Origin of the sequence: Pseudomonas alvandae, from assembly GCF_019141525.1 — a bacterium.
Lineage (GTDB): Bacteria > Pseudomonadota > Gammaproteobacteria > Pseudomonadales > Pseudomonadaceae > Aquipseudomonas > Aquipseudomonas alvandae.
The window spans coordinates 1,153,682-1,179,658 of record NZ_CP077080.1; the positions used below are offsets into that span (position 1 = coordinate 1,153,682).

At 59.2% G+C, this 25,977-nt stretch carries 22 protein-coding genes and 3 tRNA genes; 22 read left to right on the forward strand and 3 right to left on the reverse strand.

The features are described from left to right. Window positions 1-69: 69 nt before the first annotated feature. The 4 genes from carA to KSS97_RS05050 all read left to right on the forward strand — a co-directional run bounded on the left by carA (window position 70) and on the right by KSS97_RS05050 (window position 5,445). A complete protein-coding gene (gene carA / locus KSS97_RS05035; RefSeq protein ID WP_030139781.1) occupies window positions 70-1,206 on the forward strand; it encodes a glutamine-hydrolyzing carbamoyl-phosphate synthase small subunit in 1,137 nt (378 codons plus the stop codon). 105 nt (window positions 1,207-1,311) lie between these two features. Then, window positions 1,312-4,533: a carbamoyl-phosphate synthase large subunit gene (carB, locus tag KSS97_RS05040; protein WP_217861235.1), complete on the forward strand. Its 3,222-nt coding sequence runs from the start codon at window positions 1,312-1,314 to the stop codon at window positions 4,531-4,533. Between the two features lie 2 nt (window positions 4,534-4,535). Further along, a complete protein-coding gene (gene greA / locus KSS97_RS05045; protein ID WP_030139783.1) occupies window positions 4,536-5,012 on the forward strand; it encodes a transcription elongation factor GreA in 477 nt (158 codons plus the stop codon). A 28-nt stretch (window positions 5,013-5,040) separates the two neighbouring features. Continuing rightward, entirely contained in the window at window positions 5,041-5,445 is a 405-nt protein-coding gene (locus KSS97_RS05050; RefSeq protein WP_030139784.1) for a hypothetical protein, read from the forward strand. A 10-nt stretch (window positions 5,446-5,455) separates the two neighbouring features. On the opposite strand, the gene KSS97_RS05055 is transcribed toward KSS97_RS05050, so the two are convergent. Beyond that, entirely contained in the window at window positions 5,456-5,764 is a 309-nt protein-coding gene (locus tag KSS97_RS05055; protein ID WP_003177852.1) for a YhbY family RNA-binding protein, read from the reverse strand. Between the two features lie 106 nt (window positions 5,765-5,870). Between KSS97_RS05055 and rlmE the strand changes: the two genes are divergently transcribed. The 16 genes from rlmE to KSS97_RS05135 all read left to right on the forward strand — a co-directional run bounded on the left by rlmE (window position 5,871) and on the right by KSS97_RS05135 (window position 21,378). Continuing rightward, window positions 5,871-6,503 carry a 23S rRNA (uridine(2552)-2'-O)-methyltransferase RlmE gene (gene rlmE / locus KSS97_RS05060; RefSeq protein ID WP_217861236.1) on the forward strand — a complete coding sequence of 211 codons (633 nt, stop codon included), beginning with the start codon at window positions 5,871-5,873 and terminating at the stop codon, window positions 6,501-6,503. 200 nt (window positions 6,504-6,703) lie between these two features. Beyond that, window positions 6,704-8,614, forward strand: a complete 1,911-nt coding sequence (gene ftsH / locus KSS97_RS05065; RefSeq protein WP_030139785.1) for an ATP-dependent zinc metalloprotease FtsH — start codon at window positions 6,704-6,706, stop codon at window positions 8,612-8,614. Between the two features lie 8 nt (window positions 8,615-8,622). After that, window positions 8,623-9,474, forward strand: coding sequence for a dihydropteroate synthase (gene folP, locus KSS97_RS05070; RefSeq protein ID WP_198797618.1), 852 nt, complete (start codon window positions 8,623-8,625; stop codon window positions 9,472-9,474). Between the two features lie 16 nt (window positions 9,475-9,490). Further along, the gene (glmM, locus tag KSS97_RS05075; RefSeq protein ID WP_030139787.1) at window positions 9,491-10,828 is read left to right on the forward strand and encodes a phosphoglucosamine mutase; all 1,338 of its coding nucleotides are present in this window, start codon (window positions 9,491-9,493) and stop codon (window positions 10,826-10,828) included. 66 nt (window positions 10,829-10,894) lie between these two features. Beyond that, window positions 10,895-11,650: a triose-phosphate isomerase gene (gene tpiA / locus KSS97_RS05080; RefSeq protein ID WP_030139788.1), complete on the forward strand. Its 756-nt coding sequence runs from the start codon at window positions 10,895-10,897 to the stop codon at window positions 11,648-11,650. A gap of 4 nt (window positions 11,651-11,654) precedes the next feature. Then, entirely contained in the window at window positions 11,655-12,038 is a 384-nt protein-coding gene (gene secG / locus KSS97_RS05085; RefSeq protein WP_030139789.1) for a preprotein translocase subunit SecG, read from the forward strand. Window positions 12,039-12,059: 21 nt separating this feature from the next. Continuing rightward, window positions 12,060-12,145, forward strand: a tRNA-Leu gene (locus KSS97_RS05090). Window positions 12,146-12,242: 97 nt separating this feature from the next. Continuing rightward, window positions 12,243-12,319, forward strand: a tRNA-Met gene (locus tag KSS97_RS05095). A 136-nt stretch (window positions 12,320-12,455) separates the two neighbouring features. Beyond that, window positions 12,456-12,914, forward strand: coding sequence for a ribosome maturation factor RimP (gene rimP / locus KSS97_RS05100; protein WP_181287549.1), 459 nt, complete (start codon window positions 12,456-12,458; stop codon window positions 12,912-12,914). A 59-nt stretch (window positions 12,915-12,973) separates the two neighbouring features. Further along, the gene (gene nusA, locus KSS97_RS05105; protein ID WP_181287550.1) at window positions 12,974-14,455 is read left to right on the forward strand and encodes a transcription termination factor NusA; all 1,482 of its coding nucleotides are present in this window, start codon (window positions 12,974-12,976) and stop codon (window positions 14,453-14,455) included. A 27-nt stretch (window positions 14,456-14,482) separates the two neighbouring features. Beyond that, window positions 14,483-17,002: a translation initiation factor IF-2 gene (infB, locus tag KSS97_RS05110; RefSeq protein WP_030139791.1), complete on the forward strand. Its 2,520-nt coding sequence runs from the start codon at window positions 14,483-14,485 to the stop codon at window positions 17,000-17,002. A 159-nt stretch (window positions 17,003-17,161) separates the two neighbouring features. Further along, window positions 17,162-17,563, forward strand: coding sequence for a 30S ribosome-binding factor RbfA (rbfA, locus tag KSS97_RS05115; RefSeq protein ID WP_198797616.1), 402 nt, complete (start codon window positions 17,162-17,164; stop codon window positions 17,561-17,563). A gap of 3 nt (window positions 17,564-17,566) precedes the next feature. Beyond that, window positions 17,567-18,484 (forward strand): tRNA pseudouridine(55) synthase TruB, encoded by a 918-nt coding sequence (truB, locus tag KSS97_RS05120; RefSeq protein WP_030139793.1) that lies wholly within the window; start codon window positions 17,567-17,569, stop codon window positions 18,482-18,484. A 142-nt stretch (window positions 18,485-18,626) separates the two neighbouring features. Then, entirely contained in the window at window positions 18,627-18,896 is a 270-nt protein-coding gene (gene rpsO / locus KSS97_RS05125; RefSeq protein ID WP_039592311.1) for a 30S ribosomal protein S15, read from the forward strand. 175 nt (window positions 18,897-19,071) lie between these two features. After that, on the forward strand, window positions 19,072-21,177 hold the full coding sequence (pnp, locus tag KSS97_RS05130) for a polyribonucleotide nucleotidyltransferase (RefSeq protein ID WP_030139794.1): 2,106 nt from the start codon (window positions 19,072-19,074) through the stop codon (window positions 21,175-21,177). Between the two features lie 125 nt (window positions 21,178-21,302). Then, a tRNA-Thr gene (locus KSS97_RS05135) sits at window positions 21,303-21,378 on the forward strand. Window positions 21,379-21,388: 10 nt separating this feature from the next. Here KSS97_RS05135 and KSS97_RS05140 read toward each other — a convergent pair. Then, a complete protein-coding gene (locus tag KSS97_RS05140) occupies window positions 21,389-21,937 on the reverse strand; it encodes a hypothetical protein (RefSeq protein WP_030139795.1) in 549 nt (182 codons plus the stop codon). A 302-nt stretch (window positions 21,938-22,239) separates the two neighbouring features. On the opposite strand from KSS97_RS05140, the gene KSS97_RS05145 reads away from it, so the two are divergent. Continuing rightward, window positions 22,240-22,545 carry a DUF6388 family protein gene (locus tag KSS97_RS05145; RefSeq protein ID WP_198797615.1) on the forward strand — a complete coding sequence of 102 codons (306 nt, stop codon included), beginning with the start codon at window positions 22,240-22,242 and terminating at the stop codon, window positions 22,543-22,545. Between the two features lie 85 nt (window positions 22,546-22,630). Here KSS97_RS05145 and nadC read toward each other — a convergent pair whose 3' ends face one another. Beyond that, window positions 22,631-23,479 (reverse strand): carboxylating nicotinate-nucleotide diphosphorylase, encoded by an 849-nt coding sequence (gene nadC / locus KSS97_RS05150; RefSeq protein WP_030139797.1) that lies wholly within the window; start codon window positions 23,477-23,479, stop codon window positions 22,631-22,633. A 233-nt stretch (window positions 23,480-23,712) separates the two neighbouring features. Here nadC and KSS97_RS05155 point away from each other — a divergent pair, with 233 nt between their 5' ends. Further along, entirely contained in the window at window positions 23,713-25,923 is a 2,211-nt protein-coding gene (locus tag KSS97_RS05155) for a DUF1631 domain-containing protein (protein WP_030139798.1), read from the forward strand. Window positions 25,924-25,977 lie beyond the last annotated feature (54 nt).

Sequence of the window (25,977 nt, forward strand, 5' to 3'; positions counted from 1 at the left end):
GTCCATACGTCACTCCGCTTTTTTACAACCTGCGATCGCCCTTTCAGGCTTTATTTACGGGAGGTCTTCTTGACTAAGCCAGCCATACTCGCCCTTGCTGATGGCAGCATTTTTCGCGGCGAAGCCATTGGAGCCGACGGTCAGACCGTTGGTGAGGTGGTGTTTAACACCGCAATGACCGGCTATCAGGAAATTCTTACCGATCCTTCCTACGCCCAGCAAATCGTTACCCTGACTTACCCGCACATCGGCAACACCGGCACCACGCCGGAAGACGCCGAGTCCGATCGTGTCTGGTCCGCCGGCCTGGTCATTCGTGACTTGCCGCTGGTAGCGAGCAACTGGCGTAACACGATGTCCCTGTCCGATTACCTGAAAGCCAACAACGTCGTGGCGATCGCCGGTATCGACACCCGTCGCCTGACCCGCATCCTTCGGGAAAAAGGCGCGCAGAACGGCTGCATCATGGCCGGCGACAACATTTCCGAAGAAGCCGCCATCGCCGCTGCCCAGGGTTTTCCTGGCCTCAAGGGCATGGACCTGGCGAAAGTCGTCAGCACCAAGACGCAGTACGAGTGGCGCTCCACGGTCTGGGACCTGAAGACCGACAGTCACGCGACGATCGAGGCTTCCGAACTGCCGTACCACGTGGTGGCGTACGACTACGGCGTCAAGCTGAACATCCTGCGCATGCTGGTCGAGCGTGGCTGCCGCGTCACCGTGGTTCCGGCGCAAACCCCGGCCGCCGACGTCCTGGCCCTCAAGCCCGACGGCGTGTTCCTGTCCAACGGCCCGGGTGACCCGGAGCCTTGCGACTACGCGATCCAGGCGATCAAGGACGTGCTGGAAACCGAGATCCCGGTATTCGGTATCTGCCTCGGTCACCAGTTGCTGGCCCTCGCTTCGGGCGCCAAGACCCTGAAAATGGGCCACGGCCACCACGGTGCGAACCACCCGGTCCAAGACCTGGACACCGGCGTGGTGATGATCACCAGCCAGAACCACGGTTTTGCCGTGGATGAAGCGACCCTGCCGGCCAACGTTCGCGCGATCCACAAGTCGCTGTTCGACGGCACGCTGCAAGGTATCGAGCGTACCGACAAGAGCGCGTTCAGCTTCCAGGGCCACCCTGAAGCGAGCCCGGGCCCGAACGATGTGGCGCCGCTGTTCGATCGCTTCATCAATGAGATGGCCAAGCGACGCTGACCGCGCGAAGCCCGAGGGCGGCCCCGAACGCGGTGGCCCCCACGGGCGCTTCAAAGATTGTTCGACGGCCTAGCCGACTGACCTGCGGATTTGAGTGACAAACCCATGCCAAAACGTACAGACATAAAAAGCATCCTGATTCTTGGCGCTGGCCCGATCGTGATCGGCCAGGCCTGCGAATTCGACTACTCCGGCGCCCAGGCCTGTAAAGCCCTGCGCGAAGAGGGCTACCGCGTCATCCTGGTGAACTCCAACCCGGCCACCATCATGACCGACCCGGCCATGGCCGACGCCACCTACATCGAACCGATCAAGTGGCAGACCGTCGCCAAGATCATCGAGAAAGAGCGCCCGGACGCGCTGCTGCCGACCATGGGTGGCCAGACTGCGCTGAACTGCGCCCTGGACCTGGAGCGCGAAGGCGTCCTGGAGAAGTTCGGTGTAGAAATGATCGGTGCCAACGCCGACACCATCGACAAGGCCGAAGATCGTTCGCGTTTCGACAAGGCGATGAAATCCATCGGCCTGGACTGCCCACGCTCGGGCATCGCCCACAGCATGGAAGAGGCCAACGCCGTCCTGGAACGCCTCGGCTTCCCGTGCATCATCCGTCCGTCCTTCACCATGGGCGGCACCGGTGGCGGCATCGCCTACAACCGTGAAGAGTTCGAAGAAATCTGCGCCCGTGGTCTCGACTTGTCGCCGACCAAGGAGCTGCTGATCGACGAATCCCTGATCGGCTGGAAAGAATATGAAATGGAAGTTGTCCGCGACAAAAAGGACAACTGCATCATCGTCTGCTCCATCGAGAACTTCGACCCGATGGGCGTGCACACCGGTGACTCGATCACCGTCGCACCGGCCCAGACCCTGACCGACAAGGAATACCAGATCTTGCGTAACGCCTCCCTGGCGGTGCTGCGCGAGATCGGCGTGGAAACCGGCGGCTCCAACGTCCAGTTCGGCATCTGTCCGAATACCGGTCGCATGGTGGTCATCGAGATGAACCCGCGGGTGTCCCGTTCTTCGGCCCTGGCGTCGAAAGCCACTGGTTTCCCGATCGCCAAGGTTGCTGCCAAGCTGGCTGTGGGCTACACCCTGGACGAGCTGTCGAACGACATCACCGGCGGCAAGACCCCGGCGTCCTTCGAGCCGTCCATCGACTACGTTGTGACCAAGCTGCCACGCTTCGCCTTCGAGAAATTCGCCAAGGCCGATGCCCGCCTGACCACTCAAATGAAGTCGGTCGGTGAAGTCATGGCCATCGGCCGGACCTTCCAGGAATCCCTGCAGAAAGCCCTTCGCGGTCTGGAAGTCGGCGTCTGCGGTCTGGATCCGAAGCTGGACCTGAGCAATCCGGAAAGCATGAGCGAGCTCAAGCGCGAGCTGACCGTACCGGGCGCCGAGCGCATCTGGTACGTGGCCGATGCTTTCCGCGCGGGCATGAGCGTCGAGCAGATATTCGGCATGAACATGATCGACCCTTGGTTCCTGGTACAGATCGAAGATCTGATCAAGGAAGAAGAGAAGGTCAAGACCCTGGGCATGTCCAGCATCGACCACGACATGATGTTCCGCCTCAAGCGCAAAGGTTTCTCCGACATGCGCCTGGCCAAGCTGCTGGGTGTGACCGAGAAGAGCCTGCGCGCCCATCGTCACAAGCTGGACGTGTTCCCGGTCTACAAGCGCGTCGACACCTGCGCGGCCGAGTTCGCCACCGACACCGCCTATCTGTATTCCACGTACGAAGAAGAGTGCGAAGCCGCGCCATCGACCCGGGACAAGATCATGATCCTGGGTGGCGGTCCTAACCGGATCGGCCAGGGTATCGAGTTCGACTACTGCTGCGTACACGCGGCACTGGCCCTGCGCGACGACGGTTACGAGACCATCATGGTCAACTGCAACCCGGAAACCGTGTCCACCGACTACGACACCTCCGATCGCCTGTACTTCGAGCCAGTGACCCTGGAAGACGTGCTGGAAATCGTCCGTGTCGAGAAGCCAAAAGGCGTGATCGTCCAGTACGGCGGCCAGACCCCGTTGAAACTGGCTCGCGCCCTTGAAGCCGCCGGCGTGCCGATCATCGGCACCAGCCCGGATGCCATCGACCGTGCCGAAGATCGTGAGCGCTTCCAGCAGATGGTCGAGCGCCTGAACCTGCGCCAGCCGCCAAACGCCACCGTGCGCAGCGAAGACGAAGCGATTCGTGCCGCCGCGAAGATCGGTTATCCACTGGTGGTGCGTCCGTCCTATGTACTGGGCGGCCGCGCGATGGAGATCGTCTACCAGGAAGACGAGCTCAAGCGTTACCTGCGTGAAGCGGTCCAGGTCTCCAACGACAGCCCGGTGCTGCTGGACCACTTCCTCAACTGCGCCATCGAAATGGACGTGGATGCGGTCAGCGATGGCAAGGACGTGGTGATCGGCGCGATCATGCAGCACATCGAGCAGGCCGGTGTTCACTCCGGTGACTCCGCTTGCTCGCTGCCGCCTTACTCGCTGCCGGCGCATATCCAGGATGAGATGCGCGAGCAGGTCAAGAAAATGGCCCTGGAACTGGGCGTTATCGGCCTGATGAACGTGCAGTTGGCGCTGCAGGGCGAAGACATCTACGTCATCGAAGTCAACCCTCGTGCTTCCCGTACCGTGCCGTTCGTTTCCAAGTGCATCGGTGTTTCCCTGGCAATGATCGCGGCACGGGTCATGGCTGGCAAAACCCTGAAAGAGCTTGGTTTCACCAAGGAAATCATTCCGAACTTCTATAGCGTGAAAGAGGCGGTGTTCCCGTTCGCCAAGTTCCCTGGCGTCGATCCGATCCTCGGCCCGGAAATGAAGTCGACCGGTGAAGTCATGGGCGTGGGCGATACCTTCGGTGAAGCCTTCGCCAAGGCACAAATGGGCGCCAGCGAAGTATTGCCGACTGGCGGCACAGCGTTCATCAGCGTGCGTGATGACGACAAGCCACTGGTTGCAGGTGTGGCCCGTGATCTGATCAACTTGGGCTTCGAAGTGGTTGCCACTGCCGGCACTGCCAAGCTGATCGAGGCGGCGGGGCTGAAAGTGCGCCGCGTGAACAAAGTGACCGAGGGTCGTCCACACGTGGTCGACATGATCAAGAATGACGAAGTCACGCTGATCATCAACACCACGGAAGGTCGCCAGTCGATCGCCGATTCCTACTCCATTCGTCGCAACGCGCTGCAGCACAAGATCTACTGCACCACGACCATTGCTGCGGGCGAAGCGATCTGCGAAGCACTCAAGTTCGGTCCCGAGAAGACCGTACGTCGCTTGCAGGATCTACATGCAGGATTGAAGGCATGAGCATAACCAAGTACCCGATGACTGTTCAGGGCGCGAAGGCCCTGGAAGAAGAACACGCTTTCCTGACCAAGGTCGAGCGTCCGCGCTTGAGCCAGGCAATTGGTGAGGCCCGCGAGTTGGGAGATCTCAAGGAAAACGCCGAATACCATGCAGCTCGTGAAGAGCAAGGCATGGTCGAGGCGCGTGTCCGTGACATCGAAGGCCGCATGCAGAATGCGGTGATCATCGATGTCACGACGATTCCGCATACAGGCAAGGTCATTTTCGGCACCACGGTGGAAATCGCCAACGTCGAGACCGATGAGAGCGTGACCTACCAGATCGTTGGCGAGGACGAGGCAGACATCAAGCTCGGCAAGATTTCCGTCGGTTCACCTATTGCTCGCGCCTTGATTGCCAAGGAAGAGGGCGATGTGGTGGCGGTGAAGACGCCGGGTGGTGTCATCGAGTATGAGATTGTCGAAGTCCGTCACATCTGAACGAAGGCGCCCGCTGCGAGCCGGCGCCATGATCTGGCAGCTCACCCAGATGTTATGGGTGGGCGGCATCTGGTTGTTGCACATTGGTTTGCTGCCGGTGCTGGGTCGAGTTGGCCTGGCACCGCTGCTCATCGACGAAATCGCAGGCATGCTGACGGCGCTGCTGGTGGGGTTTTCCGCGGCGTGTGTGATGTTTCAGGCTTTGGTGCTGGTTCAGGCCGAGGGCCTTGCCAGTCTATGGCGCGACATTCGTGGGCAGTTGTTGCTCATGTCGTTGTACGCGTGCGGAATGTTCTTTGCGGTGCATCTCGGCTGGCCGGATGCGAGCCAGTGGCAGGTATTCAGTTACCTGGTGCTGGGGTTTTCCGGATTGGTGCTTGTATTGCAGCCGGTTCCTGGCTGGAGTGGCAGGGTGTGCGAGGCACACCCTTGACCCTTTGACATCACTTGAAGCGGTGAACGTTCGACAGTTGCTTGTTGACGCTGAAATTCTTGCGATAAATCAGCGCCATCTTGCCGATGACCTGCACCAGGTCTGCCTTGCCGGTCTTGCACAGTTCGGCAACGGCAGCCAGGCGGGCTTCGCGATCGAGGATGTTGAGCTTGATCTTGATCAGCTCGTGATCGCCCAAGGCGCGTTCCAATTCGGCGAGCACACCTTCAGTCAAACCGTTGTCAGCCACAGTCAAAACCGGTTTCAGATGGTGGCCGATGGATTTGTATTGTTTCTTCTGCTCTTGAGTGAGCGGCATAATCTGACCCCTGCGTCTGATCTTGTAAAAAAGCGGCGGCCAGTTTACCCGAGCGAGTCCGGGACCGCCCACTTAATCACGACCCGTTTTATTTTTGAGGTGGCCCGTGGCCCGTTCCAAGACAAGTCTTAAATGGCTGCAAGAGCATTTCAACGATCCATTCGTGAAAATGGCGCAAAAAGACGGGTATCGTTCCCGTGCCAGCTACAAGCTGCTGGAGATTCAGGAAAGAGACCGTTTGATCCGTCCAGGCATGAGCGTGATCGACTTGGGTGCCGCCCCGGGTGGCTGGTCCCAAGTGACCAGTCGTCTGATTGGTGGGCAAGGCACTCTGATCGCTTCCGATATCCTGGAAATGGACAGCATCCCGGATGTGACCTTCATTCAGGGCGACTTCACCGAGCACGCCGTACTGGCGCAGATCCTCGAAGCGGTTGGAAAAAACGAGGTGGACCTTGTGATTTCCGATATGGCCCCCAATATGAGTGGACTGGCATCTGTTGATATGCCGCGATCGATGTTCCTGTGCGAGTTGGCGCTGGACCTTGCGACTCGGGTGTTGAAGCCAGGTGGTGATTTTTTGATCAAGGTCTTCCAGGGTGAAGGCTTCGACGAATACCACAAGAGCGTGCGCAAGCAGTTCGAGAAAGTCACGACGCGCAAGCCGAAATCATCGCGTGATCGCTCCCGTGAGCAGTACCTGCTGGGTCGTGGTTTCCGTGGTCGCAGTGAGGAATAAGAGGTTTTTCGACCGGGGCGATAGGTTTTTCGTATTTCGTCCCGCGAGCATTAACGAATATTGTGTAGAAAGTGTTTCACAAAGGGTTACAGACGGCGCCTGCCAGAGTCGTAGGTAATGTAGTAAGTTAGGCCGGTGAATATCATGCGAAGCGCGCGCCATTAGCGGAGCTTGCTTCAGAGGGTAGTTAATTGAACGATATGGCAAAGAATCTGATCCTGTGGTTGATCATCGCCGCTGTCCTTGTGACCGTGATGAACAACTTCTCCAGCCCTAACGAGCCGCAGACCCTCAACTATTCCGACTTCATCCAGCAGGTCAAGGATGGCAAGGTCGAGCGCGTAGCCGTTGATGGTTATGTGATTACCGGCAAGCGCACCGATGGCGACAGCTTCAAGACCATTCGTCCGGCTATTCAGGACAATGGGCTGATCGGCGACCTCGTGGACAACCATGTCGTGGTCGAAGGCAAGCAGCCGGAACAGCAAAGTATCTGGACCCAGCTCCTGGTCGCGAGTTTCCCGATCCTGGTGATCATCGCGGTGTTCATGTTCTTCATGCGCCAGATGCAGGGCGGTGCGGGCGGTAAAGGCGGGCCGATGAGCTTTGGCAAGAGCAAGGCGCGATTGCTGTCTGAAGACCAGGTCAAGACTACCCTTGCCGATGTCGCTGGTTGCGACGAGGCCAAGGAAGAGGTTGGTGAGCTGGTTGAATTCCTCCGCGATCCAGGCAAGTTCCAGCGCCTGGGTGGTCGTATTCCGCGTGGCGTGTTGATGGTGGGGCCTCCTGGCACCGGTAAGACCTTGCTGGCCAAGGCGATCGCCGGTGAAGCGAAAGTACCATTCTTCACGATTTCCGGTTCCGACTTCGTTGAAATGTTCGTCGGTGTGGGCGCCAGCCGCGTTCGCGACATGTTCGAACAGGCCAAGAAGCACGCACCCTGCATTATCTTCATTGACGAAATCGACGCCGTCGGTCGCCATCGTGGTGCCGGCATGGGCGGCGGTCACGATGAGCGCGAACAGACTCTCAACCAGTTGCTGGTCGAGATGGACGGTTTTGAAATGAACGACGGGATCATTGTGATCGCGGCTACCAACCGTCCTGACGTGCTCGACCCTGCGCTGTTGCGTCCTGGGCGTTTCGACCGTCAGGTCGTGGTGGGGCTGCCGGATATCCGTGGTCGCGAGCAGATCCTGAAGGTCCACATGCGCAAGGTGCCGATGGGCGATGACGTCGCCCCAGGCGTGATCGCTCGTGGTACGCCAGGCTTCTCCGGTGCCGACCTGGCCAACCTGGTGAACGAAGCGTCGCTGTTTGCCGCCCGTTCCGGCAAGCGCATCGTGGAAATGAAAGAATTCGAATTGGCCAAGGACAAGATCATGATGGGCGCCGAGCGCAAATCCATGGTCATGTCGGAGAAAGAAAAACAGAACACCGCTTACCACGAGGCGGGTCACGCCATCGTCGGGCGTGTGGTGCCTGAACATGATCCGGTGTACAAGGTTTCGATCATTCCGCGTGGTCGTGCGCTGGGTGTGACCATGTTCCTGCCGGAAGAAGATCGCTATAGCCTGTCCAAGCGTGCATTGATCAGCCAGATCTGTTCGCTGTACGGCGGTCGTATCGCCGAGGAAATGACCCTGGGCTTCGATGGTGTAACGACCGGCGCGTCGAATGACATCATGCGCGCTAGCCAGATCGCCCGGAACATGGTGACCAAGTGGGGGCTTTCCGAGAAGCTGGGGCCATTGATGTACGCGGAGGAGGAAGGTGAAGTATTCCTCGGTCGCGGTGGTGGTGGCCAGCATGCGAGCTTCTCGGGTGAGACCGCCAAGCTGATCGACTCCGAGGTGCGCAGCATCATCGACCAGTGTTACGGTACCGCCAAGCAGATCCTCACGGATAACCGTGACAAGCTGGACGCGATGGCTGATGCCCTGATGAAGTATGAAACCATCGATGCCGAGCAGATCGACGACATCATGGCAGGGCGCCCACCTCGTGAGCCACGTGATTGGTCGGGTGGCACGGGTTCTTCCGGTACGCCGCCAGCGGTACAGGGCGAGCGTCCGGAAGCACCGATCGGCGGTCCGGCTGCCGACGTTTAAGGCTTGAAATGACTTCTGCCCAGTCCTCGACCCGGTTGCCATGCGGCAGCCGGGTTCTTGATTTATCCCATGCGCACGTCATGGGCATTCTCAATGTCACCCCCGATTCCTTTTCCGACGGCGGCCGATTCAGCCAGCTTGACGCGGCGTTGCGACATGCCGAGGCCATGGCGGCTGCAGGTGCAACGCTGATCGACGTCGGTGGTGAGTCGACCCGCCCGGGTGCACGGCCGGTTTCTCCGACCGAAGAGCTGGAGCGGGTGGCGCCCATTGTCGAGCGCATCCATCGCGAGCTTGATGTCATCATTTCGGTGGATACGTCCACGCCTGCGGTCATGCGCGAAGCGGCGCGCCTGGGGGCGGGATTGATCAACGACGTTCGCTCTTTGCAGCGTGACGGCGCGTTGGATGCCGCGGCGTCCACGGGTTTACCGGTGTGCCTGATGCACATGCTTGGCGAGCCCGGAACCATGCAGAACGATCCGAGCTATGAGGACGTCACCAGGGAAGTCGGTGATTTCCTGGTGGCGCGAATGAATGAATGTGCCGCCGTGGGCATTCCTGCCGAGCGGATCATTCTTGATCCGGGGTTCGGCTTTGCAAAGACATTGGCGCACAATCTCAGCCTGTTCAAGCATATGGAAGCCCTGCATGCCCTGGGCCGCCCCTTGTTGGTTGGCGTCTCGCGAAAGAGCATGATCGGAAATGCCTTGGGGCGTCCGGTGGGTGAGCGCTTGTATGGCGGTCTTGCGCTCGCGGCATTGGCTATTACGAAAGGTGCGCGCATATTGCGGGTACACGATGTAGTCGAAACGATGGACGTCGTGCGGATGATCGCAGCAGTGGATTCAGCCGAATAAGAATGATGGAGCACTTATGAGCAAGAAATATTTTGGCACCGACGGTATCCGTGGTCGGGTCGGTGAATATCCTATTACCCCCGATTTCATGCTCAAGCTCGGCTGGGCTGCGGGCATGGCGTTCCGAAAAATGGGCGCCTGCAAAGTGCTGGTTGGCAAGGACACGCGGATCTCTGGCTATATGTTTGAATCGGCGCTTGAAGCTGGCCTGACGTCGGCGGGCGCCGACGTCATGTTGCTGGGGCCGATGCCTACGCCTGCCATCGCCTACCTGACGCGAACCTTCCAGGCGCAAGCCGGTATCGTGATCAGCGCCTCGCATAATCCCCATGATGACAACGGTATCAAGTTCTTTTCCGGCAAGGGCACGAAACTGCCGGATGAAATCGAGTTGATGATCGAAGAGCTGCTGGATGCACCGATGACGGTGGTTGAGTCGAGCAAGATCGGTAAAGTGTCGCGGATCAACGATGCGTCGGGTCGCTACATCGAGTTCTGTAAAGGCAGTGTTCCGACGGGTACCAGCTTTTCCGGCCTCAAGATTGTCGTCGACTGCGCCCATGGTGCAACCTATAAGGTCGCCCCTAGCGTTTTTCGTGAGTTGGGCGCCGAGGTGGTGGTGCTGTCCGCCCAGCCTAACGGGCTGAACATCAACCATAACTGCGGCTCGACGCACACCGAGGCGTTGCAGGCGGCGGTGCTGGCTGAGCACGCTGATCTCGGGATCGCCTTTGACGGCGACGGTGACCGGGTGCTGATGGTCGATCACACAGGTACGGTGGTCGATGGTGACGAATTGCTGTTCATCATCGCTCGAGACCTGCACGGTCGCGGCAAGCTGCAAGGCGGCGTCGTTGGGACGTTGATGAGTAATCTTGGGCTTGAGCTGGCCCTTGCGGACCTGGACATACCCTTTGTGCGAGCCAATGTGGGTGACCGTTATGTCATCTCGGAGCTGCTGGAGCGCAACTGGGTGATTGGTGGCGAAAACTCGGGGCATATCGTCTGTTTCGATCACACCACTACCGGGGATGCGATCATCGCGGCGCTGCAGGTACTGATGGCGCTCAAGGCGCGCAATGAAAGTCTCGCGCAATCACGCCAGGCGTTGCGCAAGTGTCCGCAGGTGCTGATCAACGTGCGTTTCGGTGGGGGTGCGAGCCCGCTCGAGCATGCGATGGTCAAGCAGGCCAGCGAGCGCGTAACCCAGGCAATGGCGGGGCGTGGGCGGGTACTGCTGCGCAAGTCGGGTACCGAGCCTTTGGTGCGTGTCATGGTCGAAGGTGAGGATGAAGCACAGGTCCGCGGTTACGCCGAAGAGCTGGCGAAACTTGTAACTGAAGTTTCTGCCTGAATTCGGCTTGCCAGTCATGAATCGGTTGGGTAACATCTGCGCCCACTTTGACCGACGAGGTACAGCATGCGTCGCCCTATGGTAGCTGGTAACTGGAAGATGCACGGTACCCGCGCCAGCGTCGCTGAGCTGATCAAAGGCCTTCGTAATCTGGCCTTGCCAAGCGGTGTTGATGTCGCGGTATTCCCGCCTTGCTTGTATATCAACCAAGTGGTTGATGGCTTGAAGGGTAAGTCGATTTCGGTCGGCGCGCAGAACTCTGCGGTGGAATCCATGCAAGGTGCGTTGACCGGTGAGATTGCGCCGAGTCAATTGGTGGATGCAGGGTGTTCCCTGGTCCTGATCGGACATTCCGAACGTCGCCAGATCATGGGCGAGCAGGACAAGATGCTGATCCGCAAATTTGCTGCGGCCCAGGCTTGTGGTCTGATTCCGGTGCTGTGCGTAGGGGAGACCCTCGAGCAGCGTGAAGCCGGCAAGACGCTTGAGGTTGTCGGGCGTCAGCTGGGCAGCATCATCGAAGACTTGGGTGTCGGTGCTTTTGCAAAGGCAGTCATTGCCTATGAGCCGGTCTGGGCCATTGGCACTGGGCTGACGGCTTCGCCGCAACAGGCGCAGGATGTGCATGCAGCCATTCGCGCGCAGTTGGCGGCAGAAAATTCTGAAGTGGCACGAGGTGTGCGACTTCTATACGGCGGCAGCGTGAAGGCGGCCAATGCGGCCGAACTGTTCGGCATGCCGGATATCGATGGGGGGCTCATTGGTGGAGCGTCCCTGAATGCAGATGAGTTCGGTGCGATCTGTCGCGCCGCGGGAAACTGAAAAAATGCTGGAAACAGTCGTAGTCGTTTTTCATCTGCTGGGCGCGCTGGGTGTAGTCGCTCTCGTATTGCTGCAGCAGGGTAAAGGTGCGGATGCTGGTGCGTCGTTCGGTGCAGGTGCTTCAAATACTGTATTCGGAAGCCAAGGTTCCTCTACCTTTCTTAGTAAGTTTACTGCTATACTCGCCGCCGGTTTCTTCATAACCAGCTTAGGGTTAGGTTACTTTGCTAAAGAGAAGGCTCAAGAGCTGACTCAAGTAGGTTTGCCAAACCCAGCGGTGTTGGAAGCGCCAAAGCAACAACCGGCTTCTGATGATGTCCCGGTGCTTCAAGAGCAAAAGTCGGCCAATTCGGCGACTGACGTACCTCCAGCTCAAGAGCAGAAGTAAGAAGGTTTCAAACGCTGTATTGCCGAGGTGGTGGAATTGGTAGACACGCAACCTTGAGGTGGTTGTGCCCATAGGGTGTAGGGGTTCGAGTCCCCTTCTCGGTACCAATTATCAGGAGAGCCCGCTATTGCGGGCTTTCTTGTAGGTGGAAGGGTTACATTGACCCTATAAGGGATCGGTCGTATACTTCCGCCCCAGCTTTGTCGCGGGATGGAGCAGCCTGGTAGCTCGTCGGGCTCATAACCCGAAGGTCGTCGGTTCAAATCCGGCTCCCGCAACCAGTTTCAGGGCCCCTTCCAAGGGGCTTTTTGTTAGCTGGACACTTTATAACGCCGCTGTTCAACGGCGTTTCAAGGATGGGCGTTTCGCCCATTTTTTATTTTGCAAAGCATGCACTACATGCACGAGGGGGTTCAGGTGTCGAGCAAGCTAGAAGAGTTGCAGGCCTTGTTGGCCCCGGTGGTCGTGGCCCTAGGCTATGAATGCTGGGGTATTGAGTTTTCGGCTCAAGGTCGCCACTCAATGTTGCGCGTTTATATTGATAAAGAAGGCGGAGTGCTGGTGGACGATTGCGCCATTGTCAGCCGTCAGATCAGTGGGGTGCTGGATGTTGAAGATCCAATCACCTCCGAATATACCCTTGAAGTTTCCTCGCCTGGCATGGAACGCCCGCTGTTCACTCTTGAGCAGTTTGCTTCGTTTGCCGGTGAACAAGTGAAGATCAGGCTGCGCTCGCCTTTCGAAGGTCGACGCAACTTCCAAGGCCTTCTACGCGGTGTAGAAGAGCAGGACGTCGTGGTGCAAGTAGACGAGCACGAGTTCCTGTTGCCGATCGACATGATCGACAAGGCCAACATTATTCCCAGTTTTGACTGATACGTGCCAGATACTGCGGATCCCGCGGATCCAATGGCTTGCGAAAGGCGAGGCGTACGATGAGCAAAGAAGTACTGCTGGTTGTTGAGTCGGTATCCAATGAAAAGGGCGTACCGGCTAACGTTATTTTTGAAGCGCTGGAGCTGGCCCTGGCCACTGCTACCAAGAAGCGGTTTGAAGACGAAGTTGATTTGCGTGTGGAAATCAATCGCCACACCGGTTCCTACGAGACTTTCCGTCGCTGGACGGTTGTCGAGGAAGCCGACCTGGACGACCCGGCTATCGAAACCTGGCCGAGCAAGGTTGCGGAAACGCATCCGGGCGCCAAGGTCGGTGATGTCGTCGAAGAAAAAATCGAGTCCATTGAATTCGGTCGCATCGCTGCACAGACTGCCAAGCAGGTCATTGTGCAGAAAGTTCGCGAAGCCGAGCGCGCGCAAGTCGTCGACGCTTACCGCGAGCGCCTGGGGGAAATCATCTCCGGCACCGTGAAAAAAGTCACCCGCGACAATGTGATCGTCGACCTGGGCAACAACGCCGAAGCGTTGCTGGCTCGCGAAGACATCATATCTCGCGAAACTTTCCGGGTTGGTGTGCGTTTGCGTGCGCTGCTCAAGGAAATCCGCACCGAGAACCGGGGCCCGCAGCTGATCCTGTCGCGTACCGCGCCGGAAATGCTGATCGAGTTGTTCCGCATCGAAGTGCCGGAAATTGCTGAAGGCCTGATCGAAGTCATGGCCGCTTCCCGTGATCCGGGTTCGCGCGCCAAGATCGCGGTCCGCTCCAAGGACAAGCGTATCGACCCGCAAGGTGCCTGCATCGGCATGCGTGGTTCGCGTGTCCAGGCCGTATCCGGCGAGTTGGGCGGCGAGCGTGTGGACATCGTCCTGTGGGACGACAACCCGGCTCAGTTCGTGATCAATGCCATGTCGCCTGCTGAAGTGGCGGCAATTATCGTCGACGAAGATGCCCATGCCATGGACATCGCCGTTGGCGCAGACAATCTGGCTCAGGCCATCGGTCGCGGTGGTCAGAACGTGCGTCTGGCGAGCCAATTGACTGGCTGGACCCTGAACGTGATGACCGAATCGGACATCCAGGCTAAGCAGCAAGCTGAAACCGGCGACATCCTGCGCAACTTCATCGAAGAGCTTGAAGTCGATGAAGAACTGGCGCAGGTGCTGGTGGATGAAGGCTTTACCAGCCTGGAAGAGATTGCCTACGTACCGGTGGAGGAAATGCTCAACATCGACGGCTTTGACGAGGAAATCGTCAACGAGCTTCGCGCTCGGGCCAAGGATCGCTTGTTGACCAAAGCCATCGCTACTGAGGAAAAGCTGGCAGACGCCCATCCGGCCGAAGACCTGCTCTCGCTTGAGGGCATGGACAAGGATTTGGCGATGGAACTGGCGGTGCGCGGCGTAATTACCCGCGAAGACCTGGCCGAGCAGTCTATTGACGACCTGCTCGACATCGACGGCATTGACGATGATCGTGCCGGCAAGTTGATCATGGCCGCCCGAGCCCACTGGTTCGAGTAATTAGGCGCGGCCTGAGGAGAGAAGTGCATGACGCAAGTCACGGTGAAACAACTGGCCGATGAGGTCAAAACACCGGTAGAGCGCCTGTTGCAGCAGATGCGTGAGGCAGGTCTGCCGCACACCGCCGCCGAGGAACATGTGACCGACAGTGAGAAGCAGTCCCTGCTGACTCACTTGAAGAGCAGTCACAAGGCGAAAGTGGAAGAACCGCGCAAGATCACTCTGCAGCGTAAAACCACCAGCACCCTGCGTGTTGCCGGTAGCAAAAGCATCAGCGTTGAAGTACGCAAGAAGAAAGTCTTCGTACAACGTAGCCCGGAAGAAATCGAAGCCGAGCGCAAACGCGAACTGGAAGAACGTCGCGCAGTAGAAAATGCTGCTCGTCAGAAGGCTGAAGAAGAAGCCAAGCGTCGCGCTGAAGAAGAAGCGCGTCGCCAGCCTGCTGCTGCGCAACCCGCTCCGGCCGAAGCTGTCGAGGCTGTTGCCTCGGTTGCCGAACCTGTGCGCGAAGCCGCTCCAGTCGTAGCGCCGGCGCCGGCTCCGGCCGATACCCGCAAGCGCGACGAACAGCGTCGTCCCGACAAACCACGTGCCGACGACAACCGTCGTGGTAGTGGCGATGGCGAGCGCAAGAACGCGCCTCATCGTGCTTCGGTCAAGGAAAAGGCGCCGGCACCACGCGTTGCGCCTCGTACTACCGACGAAGAGAGCGATGGCTTCCGTCGCGGCGGTCGTGGCAAGGCCAAGCTGAAGAAACGCAACGCTCACGGTTTCCAGAGCCCAACCGGCCCTGTCGTGCGCGAAGTGAAGATCGGCGAGACCATCACTGTGGGCGACCTGGCCCAGCAGATGTCGGTCAAGGCTGCTGAAATCATCAAGTTCATGTTCAAGCTGGGGACCCCGGCCACCATCAACCAGGTTCTGGACCAGGAAACTGCCCAGCTGGTCGCTGAAGAGCTGGGCCACAAAGTGACCCTGGTCAGCGACACCGCCCTGGAAGATTCCTTGGCCGAGTCCCTGAAGTTCGAAGGTGAGGCGGTTTCCCGTGCTCCGGTCGTGACCGTCATGGGCCACGTCGACCACGGTAAAACGTCCCTGCTCGACTATATTCGTCGTGCCAAGGTTGCGGCTGGCGAAGCGGGTGGTATCACCCAGCACATCGGTGCCTATCACGTTGAAACCGACCGCGGCATGGTGACGTTCCTCGACACCCCGGGTCACGCCGCGTTTACCGCGATGCGTGCTCGTGGTGCCAAGGCAACCGACATCGTGATCCTGGTGGTTGCGGCGGACGACGGCGTCATGCCGCAGACTATCGAAGCCGTCCAGCATGCCCAGGCTGCTGGCGTGCCGCTGGTGGTCGCGGTGAACAAGATCGACAAGCCGGGCGCTGATCTCGATCGCATCCGCAGCGAACTGTCGGTCCACGGCGTGACCTCCGAAGAGTGGGGTGGCGACACTCCATTCGTTCCGGTTTCCGCGAAGATGGGTACTGGCGTCGACGAACTGCTCGAAGCTGTCCTGTTGCAGGCCGAGGTTCTGGAATTGACCGCTACGCCTTCGGCTCCTGGCCGTGGTGTGGTTGTTGAATCGCGCCTCGACAAGGGCCGCGGCCCGGTGGCTACCGTACTGGTTCAAGACGGTACCCTGCGCCAAGGCGACATGGTGCTGGTCGGCTCGAACTATGGCCGCGTGCGCGCCATGCTCGACGAGAACGGCAAGCCAATCAAGGAAGCCGGTCCGGCTATCCCGGTCGAGATCCTCGGCCTGGACGGTACCCCGGACGCTGGCGACGAAATGAGCGTTGTGGCTGACGAGAAGAAAGCCCGTGAAGTCGCGCTGTTCCGTCAAGGCAAGTTCCGCGAAGTCAAGCTGGCCCGTGCTCACGCCGGCAAGCTGGAAAACATCTTCGAGAACATGGGCCAGGAAGAGAAGAAGACGCTCAACATCGTCCTCAAATCCGACGTCCGTGGTTCGCTGGAAGCCTTGCAGGGCGCCTTGAACGGCCTGGGTAACGATGAAGTGCAAGTGCGCGTGGTCGGTGGCGGTGTCGGTGGTATCACCGAATCCGACGCCAACCTGGCACTGGCTTCCAACGCTGTACTGTTCGGCTTCAACGTGCGTGCCGATGCTGGCGCTCGCAAGATCGTCGAGCAGGAAGGCCTGGACATGCGTTACTACAACGTGATCTACGACATCATCGAAGACGTCAAGAAAGCGTTGACCGGTATGTTGGGCAGCGACGTTCGGGAGAACATCCTGGGCGTGGCCGAAGTTCGCGACGTGTTCCGTTCGCCGAAGTTCGGTGCCATCGCCGGTTGCATGGTGATCGAAGGTGTCGTTCACCGTAACCGTCCGATCCGCGTGCTGCGTGAAGACATCGTGATCTTCGAAGGCGAGCTGGAATCCCTGCGTCGCTTCAAGGATGACGCTTCCGAAGTGCGTGCTGGCATGGAATGCGGTATTGGCGTCAAGAGCTACAACGACGTCAAGGTCGGCGACAAGATCGAAGTCTTCGAGAAGGTCCAGGTTGCTCGCAGCCTCTGACTCGCGTACTTCAAGAGCCGCGTCGGGCAGCCGCATGAACATGCGCTGCCTGGCTGGCGGACTCTAAACGCAACGCCCGGTCTGGCTTTTGCCAGGCCGGGCGTTTGCCGCTTTCAGACCTCGCGGGTTTGACCGTGGGGCAGTTACAGGTAACAAGACATGGCAAAAGAATACAGCCGTACCCAACGAATCGGCGATCAGATGCAGCGCGAGCTGGCCCAGCTGATCCGTCGCGAAGTCAAGGACCCGCGCGTCGGCCTGGTCACCATTACCGCAGTGGAAGTCAGCCGTGACGTCGGTCACGCGAAGATTTTCATCACCGTGATGGGTCAGGACAGCGCCGAAGAAATCGCCCAGAGCATCAAGGTGCTCAATTCGGCTGCCGGTTTCCTGCGTATGCAGTTGGCCCGGGAAATGAAGCTGCGCAGCGTTCCGCAGTTGCACTTCCACTACGACGAGAGCGTCGTGCGTGGCGCGCATCTGTCGGCGCTGATCGAGCGTGCCGTGGCCGAAGACAGCCAGCACCCGGCGACCGCTGAACCCGAAGACACCAAGGAGTAATCGGTGGCTCAGGTCAAACGTATCCGTCGTAACGTCAGCGGCATCATCCTGCTCGACAAGCCGCTGGGATTCACTTCCAACGCAGCCTTGCAGAAAGTGCGCTGGTTGCTCAACGCCGAGAAGGCCGGTCACACCGGCAGCCTCGATCCGCTGGCTACTGGCGTGCTGCCGCTGTGCTTTGGCGAGGCAACCAAGTTCTCCCAGTACCTGCTCGATTCCGACAAGGGTTATGAAACCCTGGCGCAGTTGGGCAAGACCACCACCACGGCGGACGCCGAAGGTGAGGTTTTGCTGGAGCGCCCGGTGACCGTTGGTCAGGCGGATGTCGAGGCGGTGCTGCCGAAATTTCGCGGACAAATCAGTCAGATACCGCCGATGTACTCCGCCCTCAAGCGTGATGGCCAGCCGTTGTACAAACTGGCCCGTGCAGGCGAAGTAGTGGAGCGTGAACCGCGTTCTGTTACTATTGCGCGCTTGGAATTGCTGGCCTTTGACGGTAATACTGCGCGGCTGGCAGTGGATTGCAGCAAAGGCACCTATATCCGAACCCTGGTGGAGGATATTGGCGAGCAGCTCGGTTGTGGCGCGTACGTGGCAGAATTGCGACGGACCCAGGCCGGGCCTTTCACGTTGGCCCAGACGGTCACGCTGGAAGAGCTCGAAGCGGTGCATGCCGAAGGCGGCAACGAAGCGGTCGACCGCTTCCTGATGCCATCGGACAGCGGCCTGCTGGATTGGCCGCTCTTGCAGTTCTCGGAACACAGTGCGTTCTACTGGCTCAACGGCCAGCCGGTACGTGCCCCGGATGCGCCGAAGTTCGGCATGGTCCGGGTACAGGATCACAACGGTCGCTTCATTGGTATCGGTGAAGTGAGCGAAGACGGGCGCATTGCGCCGCGTCGACTGATTCGGTCGGAATGACCGGAACCAGCCTGTGTAACAGCAGGTTGGCGAGTGTGGCTGTTAACAGGCACGGTCACTACTCATTTATAGATACAGGGATTTGTCCCTGGCCTGTTGGTACGGTTTCCCTGGAAACGGTACCTCACAAGAGGAAAGCCACATGGCACTCAGCGTTGAAGAAAAAGCTCAGATCGTGACCGACTACCAGCAAGCTGTTGGTGATACTGGTTCGCCAGAAGTGCAAGTTGCACTGCTGACCGCCAACATCAACAAACTGCAAGGTCACTTCAAGGCCAACGGTAAAGATCACCACTCCCGTCGTGGTCTGATCCGCATGGTAAACCAGCGTCGCAAGCTGCTGGATTACCTCAAGGGCAAGGACGTTAATCGTTACAGCACCTTGATCGGTCGCCTGGGTCTGCGTCGCTAATAAGCGATTGCGCTATGAGGTTGGTTGTCTGCCAGTTGCCTGCGTTTTGCGTCGGCGACCGGCAGGCTCCCAGCCTCAAGTTTTATCTGGACAGTCGTTGGGCCGATTCCCCGCACTGCCCAAGAATTTCGCAAGAAGACAAGTTCCCCAAGAGCCACAAAGAAGGTAGGACACCGTGAACCCGGTAATCAAAAAATTCCAGTTCGGTCAGTCGACCGTTACCCTCGAGACTGGCCGTATCGCCCGTCAGGCCTCCGGCGCAGTGCTGGTCACCGTTGACGACGACGTCAGCGTATTGGTGACCGTTGTCGGTGCCAAGCAAGCCGATCCAGGCAAGGGCTTCTTCCCTCTGTCTGTTCACTACCAGGAAAAGACTTACGCTGCCGGTAAGATCCCTGGCGGTTTCTTCAAGCGCGAAGGCCGTCCTTCCGAGAAAGAAACCCTGACTTCCCGACTGATCGACCGTCCGATCCGTCCGCTGTTCCCCGAAGGTTTCATGAACGAAGTGCAGGTTGTCTGCACCGTCGTGTCCACCAGCAAGAAGACCGATCCGGACATCGCTGCGATGATCGGTACCTCGGCTGCCCTGGCCATCTCCGGCATTCCTTTCGATGGTCCGATCGGCGCTGCCCGCGTTGCGTTCCACGAGAGCACCGGTTACCTGCTGAACCCGACCTACGAGCAGTTGAAGGCTTCCAGCCTGGACATGGTCGTGGCCGGTACTTCCGAAGCTGTGCTGATGGTTGAATCCGAAGCCAAAGAGCTGACCGAAGACCAGATGCTGGGCGCCGTGCTGTTTGCCCACGACGAGTTCCAGGTGGTGATCAACGCCGTCAAGGAACTCGCCGCCGAAGCCGCCAAGCCAACCTGGACCTGGGCTCCACAGCCAGAAGCCACCGAGCTGCTGGGCGCGATCCGTGCCGAGTTCGGCGACGCGATCTCCCAGGCCTACACCATCACCATCAAGGCCGACCGTTATGCGCGCCTGGGTGAGCTGAAAGACCAGGTCGTTGCCAAGTTCTCCGGCGAAGAAGGTCAGCCATCGGCCAGCGACGTCAAGGCTGCTTTCGGTGAAATCGAATACCGCACCGTTCGCGAAAATATCGTCAACGGCAAGCCACGTATCGACGGTCGCGACACCCGCACCGTACGTCCGCTGAACATCGAAGTCGGCGTCCTGCCGAAGACTCACGGTTCGGCACTGTTCACCCGTGGCGAAACCCAGGCCCTGGTCGTTGCAACATTGGGCACCGCCCGTGACGCGCAACTGCTCGACACCCTGGAAGGCGAAAAGAAAGACCCGTTCATGCTGCACTACAACTTCCCGCCGTTCTCGGTGGGCGAGTGTGGTCGCATGGGTGGCGCCGGTCGCCGCGAAATCGGCCACGGTCGTCTGGCCCGTCGTTCGGTCCAGGCCATGCTGCCAGCCGCTGACGTATTCCCGTACACCATCCGTGTGGTCTCGGAAATTACCGAATCCAACGGTTCGAGCTCGATGGCTTCGGTCTGCGGCGCTTCCCTGGCCCTGATGGACGCTGGCGTACCGATGAAGGCGCCGGTTGCCGGTATCGCGATGGGTCTGGTCAAGGAAGGCGAGAAGTTCGCTGTCCTTACCGACATCCTGGGTGACGAAGACCACCTGGGCGACATGGACTTCAAAGTGGCCGGTACCGCCAAGGGCGTTACCGCACTGCAGATGGACATCAAGATCAAGGGCATCACCGAAGAGATCATGGAAATCGCCCTGGGCCAAGCCCTGGAAGCGCGCCTGAACATCCTCGGCCAGATGAACCAGATCATCGGTCAGTCCCGTACCGAACTGTCGGAAAACGCTCCGACCATGATCGCGATGAAAATCGACACCGACAAGATCCGTGATGTCATCGGTAAAGGCGGCGCGACCATCCGTGCGATCTGCGAAGAAACCAAGGCTTCGATCGACATCGAAGACGACGGTTCGATCAAGATCTTCGGCGAAACCAAGGAAGCGGCAGAAGCAGCACGCCAGCGCGTCCTGGGCATCACCGCGGAAGCCGAGATCGGCAAGATCTACGTCGGCAAGGTCGAGCGCATCGTCGACTTCGGCGCGTTCGTCAACATCCTGCCGGGCAAGGACGGCCTGGTCCACATCTCCATGCTGAGCGATGCTCGCGTCGAGAAAGTGACCGACATCCTGAAAGAAGGCCAGGAAGTGGAAGTGCTGGTACTGGACGTGGACAACCGCGGCCGTATCAAGCTGTCCATCAAGGACGTCGCGGCAGCCAAGGCATCGGGCGTTTAATCAGCCCCTCGCTTAGCCACTGAACAAGCAAACGCCCCGACTGGTTCGGGGCGTTTTGCTGTGTGGCGAAAATCACTGCCAGGCAGGTTGCCTGGCTACAGGGGACGGTGCTAGTTTTAGCCACCGCCCGTGTAGCTCAGTCGGTAGAGCAGCGCACTCGTAACGCGAAGGTCGCAGGTTCGATTCCTGTCTCGGGCACCATCCCCCCTCGTTATTTCACCTTCCTGCTCAGTTCCTCGACCGTGCGTTTAAGCTGGCTCATCTCGCTGTCCTGATCACTGAGTTCCCGTTTCAGGGACGAAATCTCGCTATTGCTCGAACTCGAACTGGAGCCGCTATTGCGCTTGAGTTCTTCCACCTGCTTGCCAAGATCCTTCAGATCGCTTTCCTGTTCCTTGATGGTGCGCTTGAGCTCGTCGATCTCCCGGCTGCTGGAGGTGGAGCTGGATCCACTGTTGTGCTTGAGTTCTTCGATTTGTCGAGCCTGTTCGCTGAGCGTGCGCTTCTGGTTTTCCAGTTCGGCGGCGTTGTCCTTCACGGTTTTTGGCAGGTCTTCCAGCGCGCTGGCGTTGATGTGGGTCTTGACCAGTACGTACTTGTCAGATTGGTCATAACGAAGGGCAGGGATGACGTCGACGTAGGACAACCCATCGGAGGAGACTTCAACAGCAGCTTGGGCAGCACCGGCCAAAGTCAGGCTGCCGAGCAGCAAGGTCGCGGTAGCAAGTTGAGTCGACGAACGTTTCGAAAAGCTGCGCATCACTGGGTTCCTTGTGAAGTACCGATATGGCACATAGCTATGACTGATTGTTTCGACAGATGTTCCAAGGCCTACCGAGCTTCTTCTGCATGGCTTTTTTTGTGGGACAGATGTAAAGAGCCGTGTAAATCGTCGGCGAAACGTCCTATATTCGTTACCTGCATGAGCATCGCCCAGCAGTTTTCAGATGATCCACGAATGGTTCTGAAGGCCAGGTAAACCGGGCTTCCAACGGCTTCCTGCGTCAGAGAGATCCTTGATGATCCAGATCCATCTTCCATTCCCAGATCAGCGAGAACGCCATGACCGTTAAAGAATTGAGTCAAGAAGCCAGGCACGAAGAAGCCCTGGAAAAGTACTTGAAAGAAACGCCGCAACTGCGGGATGAGATCAAGGACCTGTCCGCCGACGATCAGAAAGACCAGATCAAATGGGCGTTCGAAGACGAGGCCGAAGCCCAGGGGCTGCAACCTTGGGAGTTGACCCTCAAATACACCAGCACACCTGAAGAATTCGAGGCGCAGCGCCTTGCGTTGCACAAGGAGGCGGCCGAGGTGTTGGGTGTGGAATGGGATGAATACTGCGAGATGAACAATCTGGTGGTCTGAAGAAAACGCGATAAGAGCGACACTGTGGCGAGGGAGCAAGCTCCCTCGCCACGGACGTCGTTTCTGATTGCCTGGCGTCAGCCTGTCAGAGGCTCAAGCGCATCGACAAGTCGATGGCCTTCACATCCTTGGTCATCGCCCCGATGGAAATATAGTCCACGCCAGTCTCGGCGATCGGGCGCAACGTGCTTTCGTTGATGCCGCCGCTGGCCTCCAGTTTCGCCTTGCCGCCGTTCAGGCGCACCGCTTCGCGCATGTCGTCCAGGCTCAGTTCGTCGAGCATGATGATGTCGGCGCCGGCCGCCAGTGCTTCTTTCAATTCCGCCAGGCTTTCCACTTCGACTTCCACCGGTTTGCCCGGTGCGATCTGATGGGCGGCGCTGATGGCCTGGGCAATCCCACCGCAAGCGGCAATGTGGTTTTCCTTGATCAGGAACGCGTCGTACAAGCCGATGCGGTGGTTATGACAGCCGCCGCAGGTGACCGCGTATTTTTGTGCCAGGCGCAGCCCCGGAAGGGTCTTGCGGGTGTCCAGCAGCTTGACCTGGGTGTCAGCGACGAAGTCCGCCAGGTAGCGAGCCCGGGTGGCGACGCCGGAAAGCAACTGCAGGAAATTCAGCGCGCTGCGCTCACCCGTCAGCAGTGAGCGGGCCGGGCCTTCGAGGTGGAACAGCGCCTGGTCAGGGGCCGCCCGGTCACCGTCACGTACTTGCCAATGCACCGCAACACGCGGGTCCAGTTGCCGGAATACCGCGTCCACCCAGGCCGTCCCACTGATGACGGCGGCTTCGCGGGTGATGATGGTGGCCTTCGCCAGGCGCTCGGCGGGAATCAGTTGCGCAGTGATATCGCCGCTGCCGATGTCTTCCAGCAGCGCGCGGCGCACGTTGGCTTCGATTTCGGCGGTCAGGTCGGCGAGACGTAGATTCGGCATAACGGGCTCCACAAACAAAGTGGCCGGATTATATCCGCTTGGGGCTTGTTGGCTTGCATTTGGTCGCCTGCTCGCAACATTTACCCGAAATGCCGGTCATTTATTGCGATCTCTTTGAGCCGGTTCACAGAGTCCTCTGGTGTGACGGGCTCTTTTTACCTGATAATCCGCCTTTCGATTGACGTCATGACTTTGACGTCGCGAACCGAAGAATGCCGTTTCAGGAGGCCAGGATGCACAACGACGGGAATGTAGTGCCTTTGCACAAGGTGCCTACCGACCAGGCGAATCGTTCGCCGCTCGCCCGCCTGCCTGTGATTCTCCTTCAGGTTCGCGACAAGGCGGCGCAGCAGTTGCGCGTTGGTTTGCAAGGCCTGTTCGATAACGCCGATGACACGCTGTTCGAAATGGCCGATCGGGCGCGCAACGATGTCGAGCAGAACCTCTATTTCGAAGCCATGCGTGACCTGCGCCTCAAACGCAAAAGCATCGAACGGGAATTCCTCGAGCAGTTTTTCGAGGCGTTTGTCAGCCTGGCCCAGTATGACCTTACCCAGGCGACCCTGGCGCCGGTGCTGGGTGCCATGGCGCCCCAGCCGAACCATGACGAGCTGGAGCGCCGCCTGGCGGTGGAAACCATGGTGGCCCGGGTGCTCAGCCGCGATGGCGTGTCGCTCGATCAACTCACGGCGCGGCTCAGTGTATTGCTGGACCGGCCGTTGGCGAACCAGCAGAACCCGTTGAGCCCGGCATTGCTGTGCGAGCATTTTCTCCAGGCCGGACGCAATCTCGGCGTGGGCATCAAGGTCAAGCTGATCCTGCTCAAGCTCTTCGAGCGTTATGTACTCAGCGAATGCGACCAGTTCTACGCCGAAGCCAATCAGTTGCTGGCCGCCACGGGTATCCTGTCGGACCTGAAGGCTGCTCCATCACGCCGGGCTTCGGATCGCGCCGAAGAAGCCCCTCGGCCCAGGGGCGACGGCGCCGTCCGGCCACGGGCGGAGGACGTCGATGACAGCGTGCACGAAGTGTTTGCCGCATTGCAGAAGCTGTTGGTCCAGGTGCGAGGCAGCGTCGCGCCGACCCTGGAACCGAGCGCGCCGGCCCAGCCGATCTCGACACGCGACCTGCTTCGCTTGCTGTCTCATTTGCAGCAATACGTGCCGGCGCCAGCGGTCCAGGACGATTTCGACCTGCGTAGCCAGCTCGAGCAGTTGTTGACCCGTGTCAGCGTCAAGAGCGGCAGGTCCCGTGTCGTCGATGGTGCCGATGAAGATGTGATCAACCTCATCGCGATGATGTTCGAATTCATTCTCGACGACCATAACCTGCCGGACGTCCTCAAGGCCCTGATCGGACGCCTGCAGATTCCCATGCTCAAGGTCGCCGTGCAGGACAAAAGCTTTTTCAGTCGCGGCAATCACCCGGCCCGCCGGCTGCTCAATGAAATCGCCGCCGCGGCGATGGGCTGGGGCGACTGTGACGATCACCAGCGCGACAGCCTCTACCAGCGCATCGAGCAGGTGGTGCAACGCTTGCTGAACGACTATGTCGACGATCCGGCAATATTTTCCGAAGTGCTGGCCGATTTCCTGGCATTTACCAGCGATGAGCGCCGTCGCAGCGAGTTGCTTGAACAACGCATCAGGGACGCCGAAGAAGGACGGGCCAAGGCTGAACTGGCTCGCCAGCGGGTCGAAGGGGCGCTGAACCAGATCATGCTGGGCAAGCTCCTGCCCCAGGCCGTGGTGGATTTCGTGCAACAGGCCTGGAGCCAGGTGTTGTTGCTGACGGGGTTCAAGCATGGCGAGCAGTCTGCCGAATGGCAGGCCGACGTATTGACCCTCGAACAACTGGTCTGGAGCGTCCAGCACCACGAAGAGCCTGATGCGGGCCTGCGCTTGTTGGCGATGGTGCCGGAATTGCTCAAGGCCTTGCGCGAAGGGCTGAGTCGTTCGGCGTTCGATCCGTTCGCCACCAGCGAGTTTTTCAGCGAGCTGGAAGTGCTCCATGTCCAGGCCCTACAAAGGTTGGGCCAGGTGACGGAGCAGGACGAACCCACCGATTTGCCGGTCATGGTCGAAGTGGCGGAGCCCATCGTCCTGCGTACGGCGCCGAAGACGCCAACGGAAGAGCCGACCGTGCGCCTGCCAGCCGATGACGTGGGCCTGCTGCAAGTCGACCAATTGCGCCTGGGAAGTTGGGTGGAGTTCCAGGAAGACGAAGACAACAGCCTTCGCTGCAAGCTGGCGGCAATCATCCAGGCTACCGGCAAATACGTCTTCGTCAATCGCACCGGCCTCAAGGTTCTGGAGCACAGCCGCACCAGCCTGGCCCTGGAGTTCCGCCGGGGAGCGGCGCGGTTGCTGGACGATACCTTGCTGTTCGACCGGGCGCTCGAGTCCGTGCTGGGTAACCTGCGCCAACTCAATCGCGGCAAGTGATCGCGCAGCCCCGCCCGATCGCGGCATACTGACGGGATTCTCCGTCGTCATCGA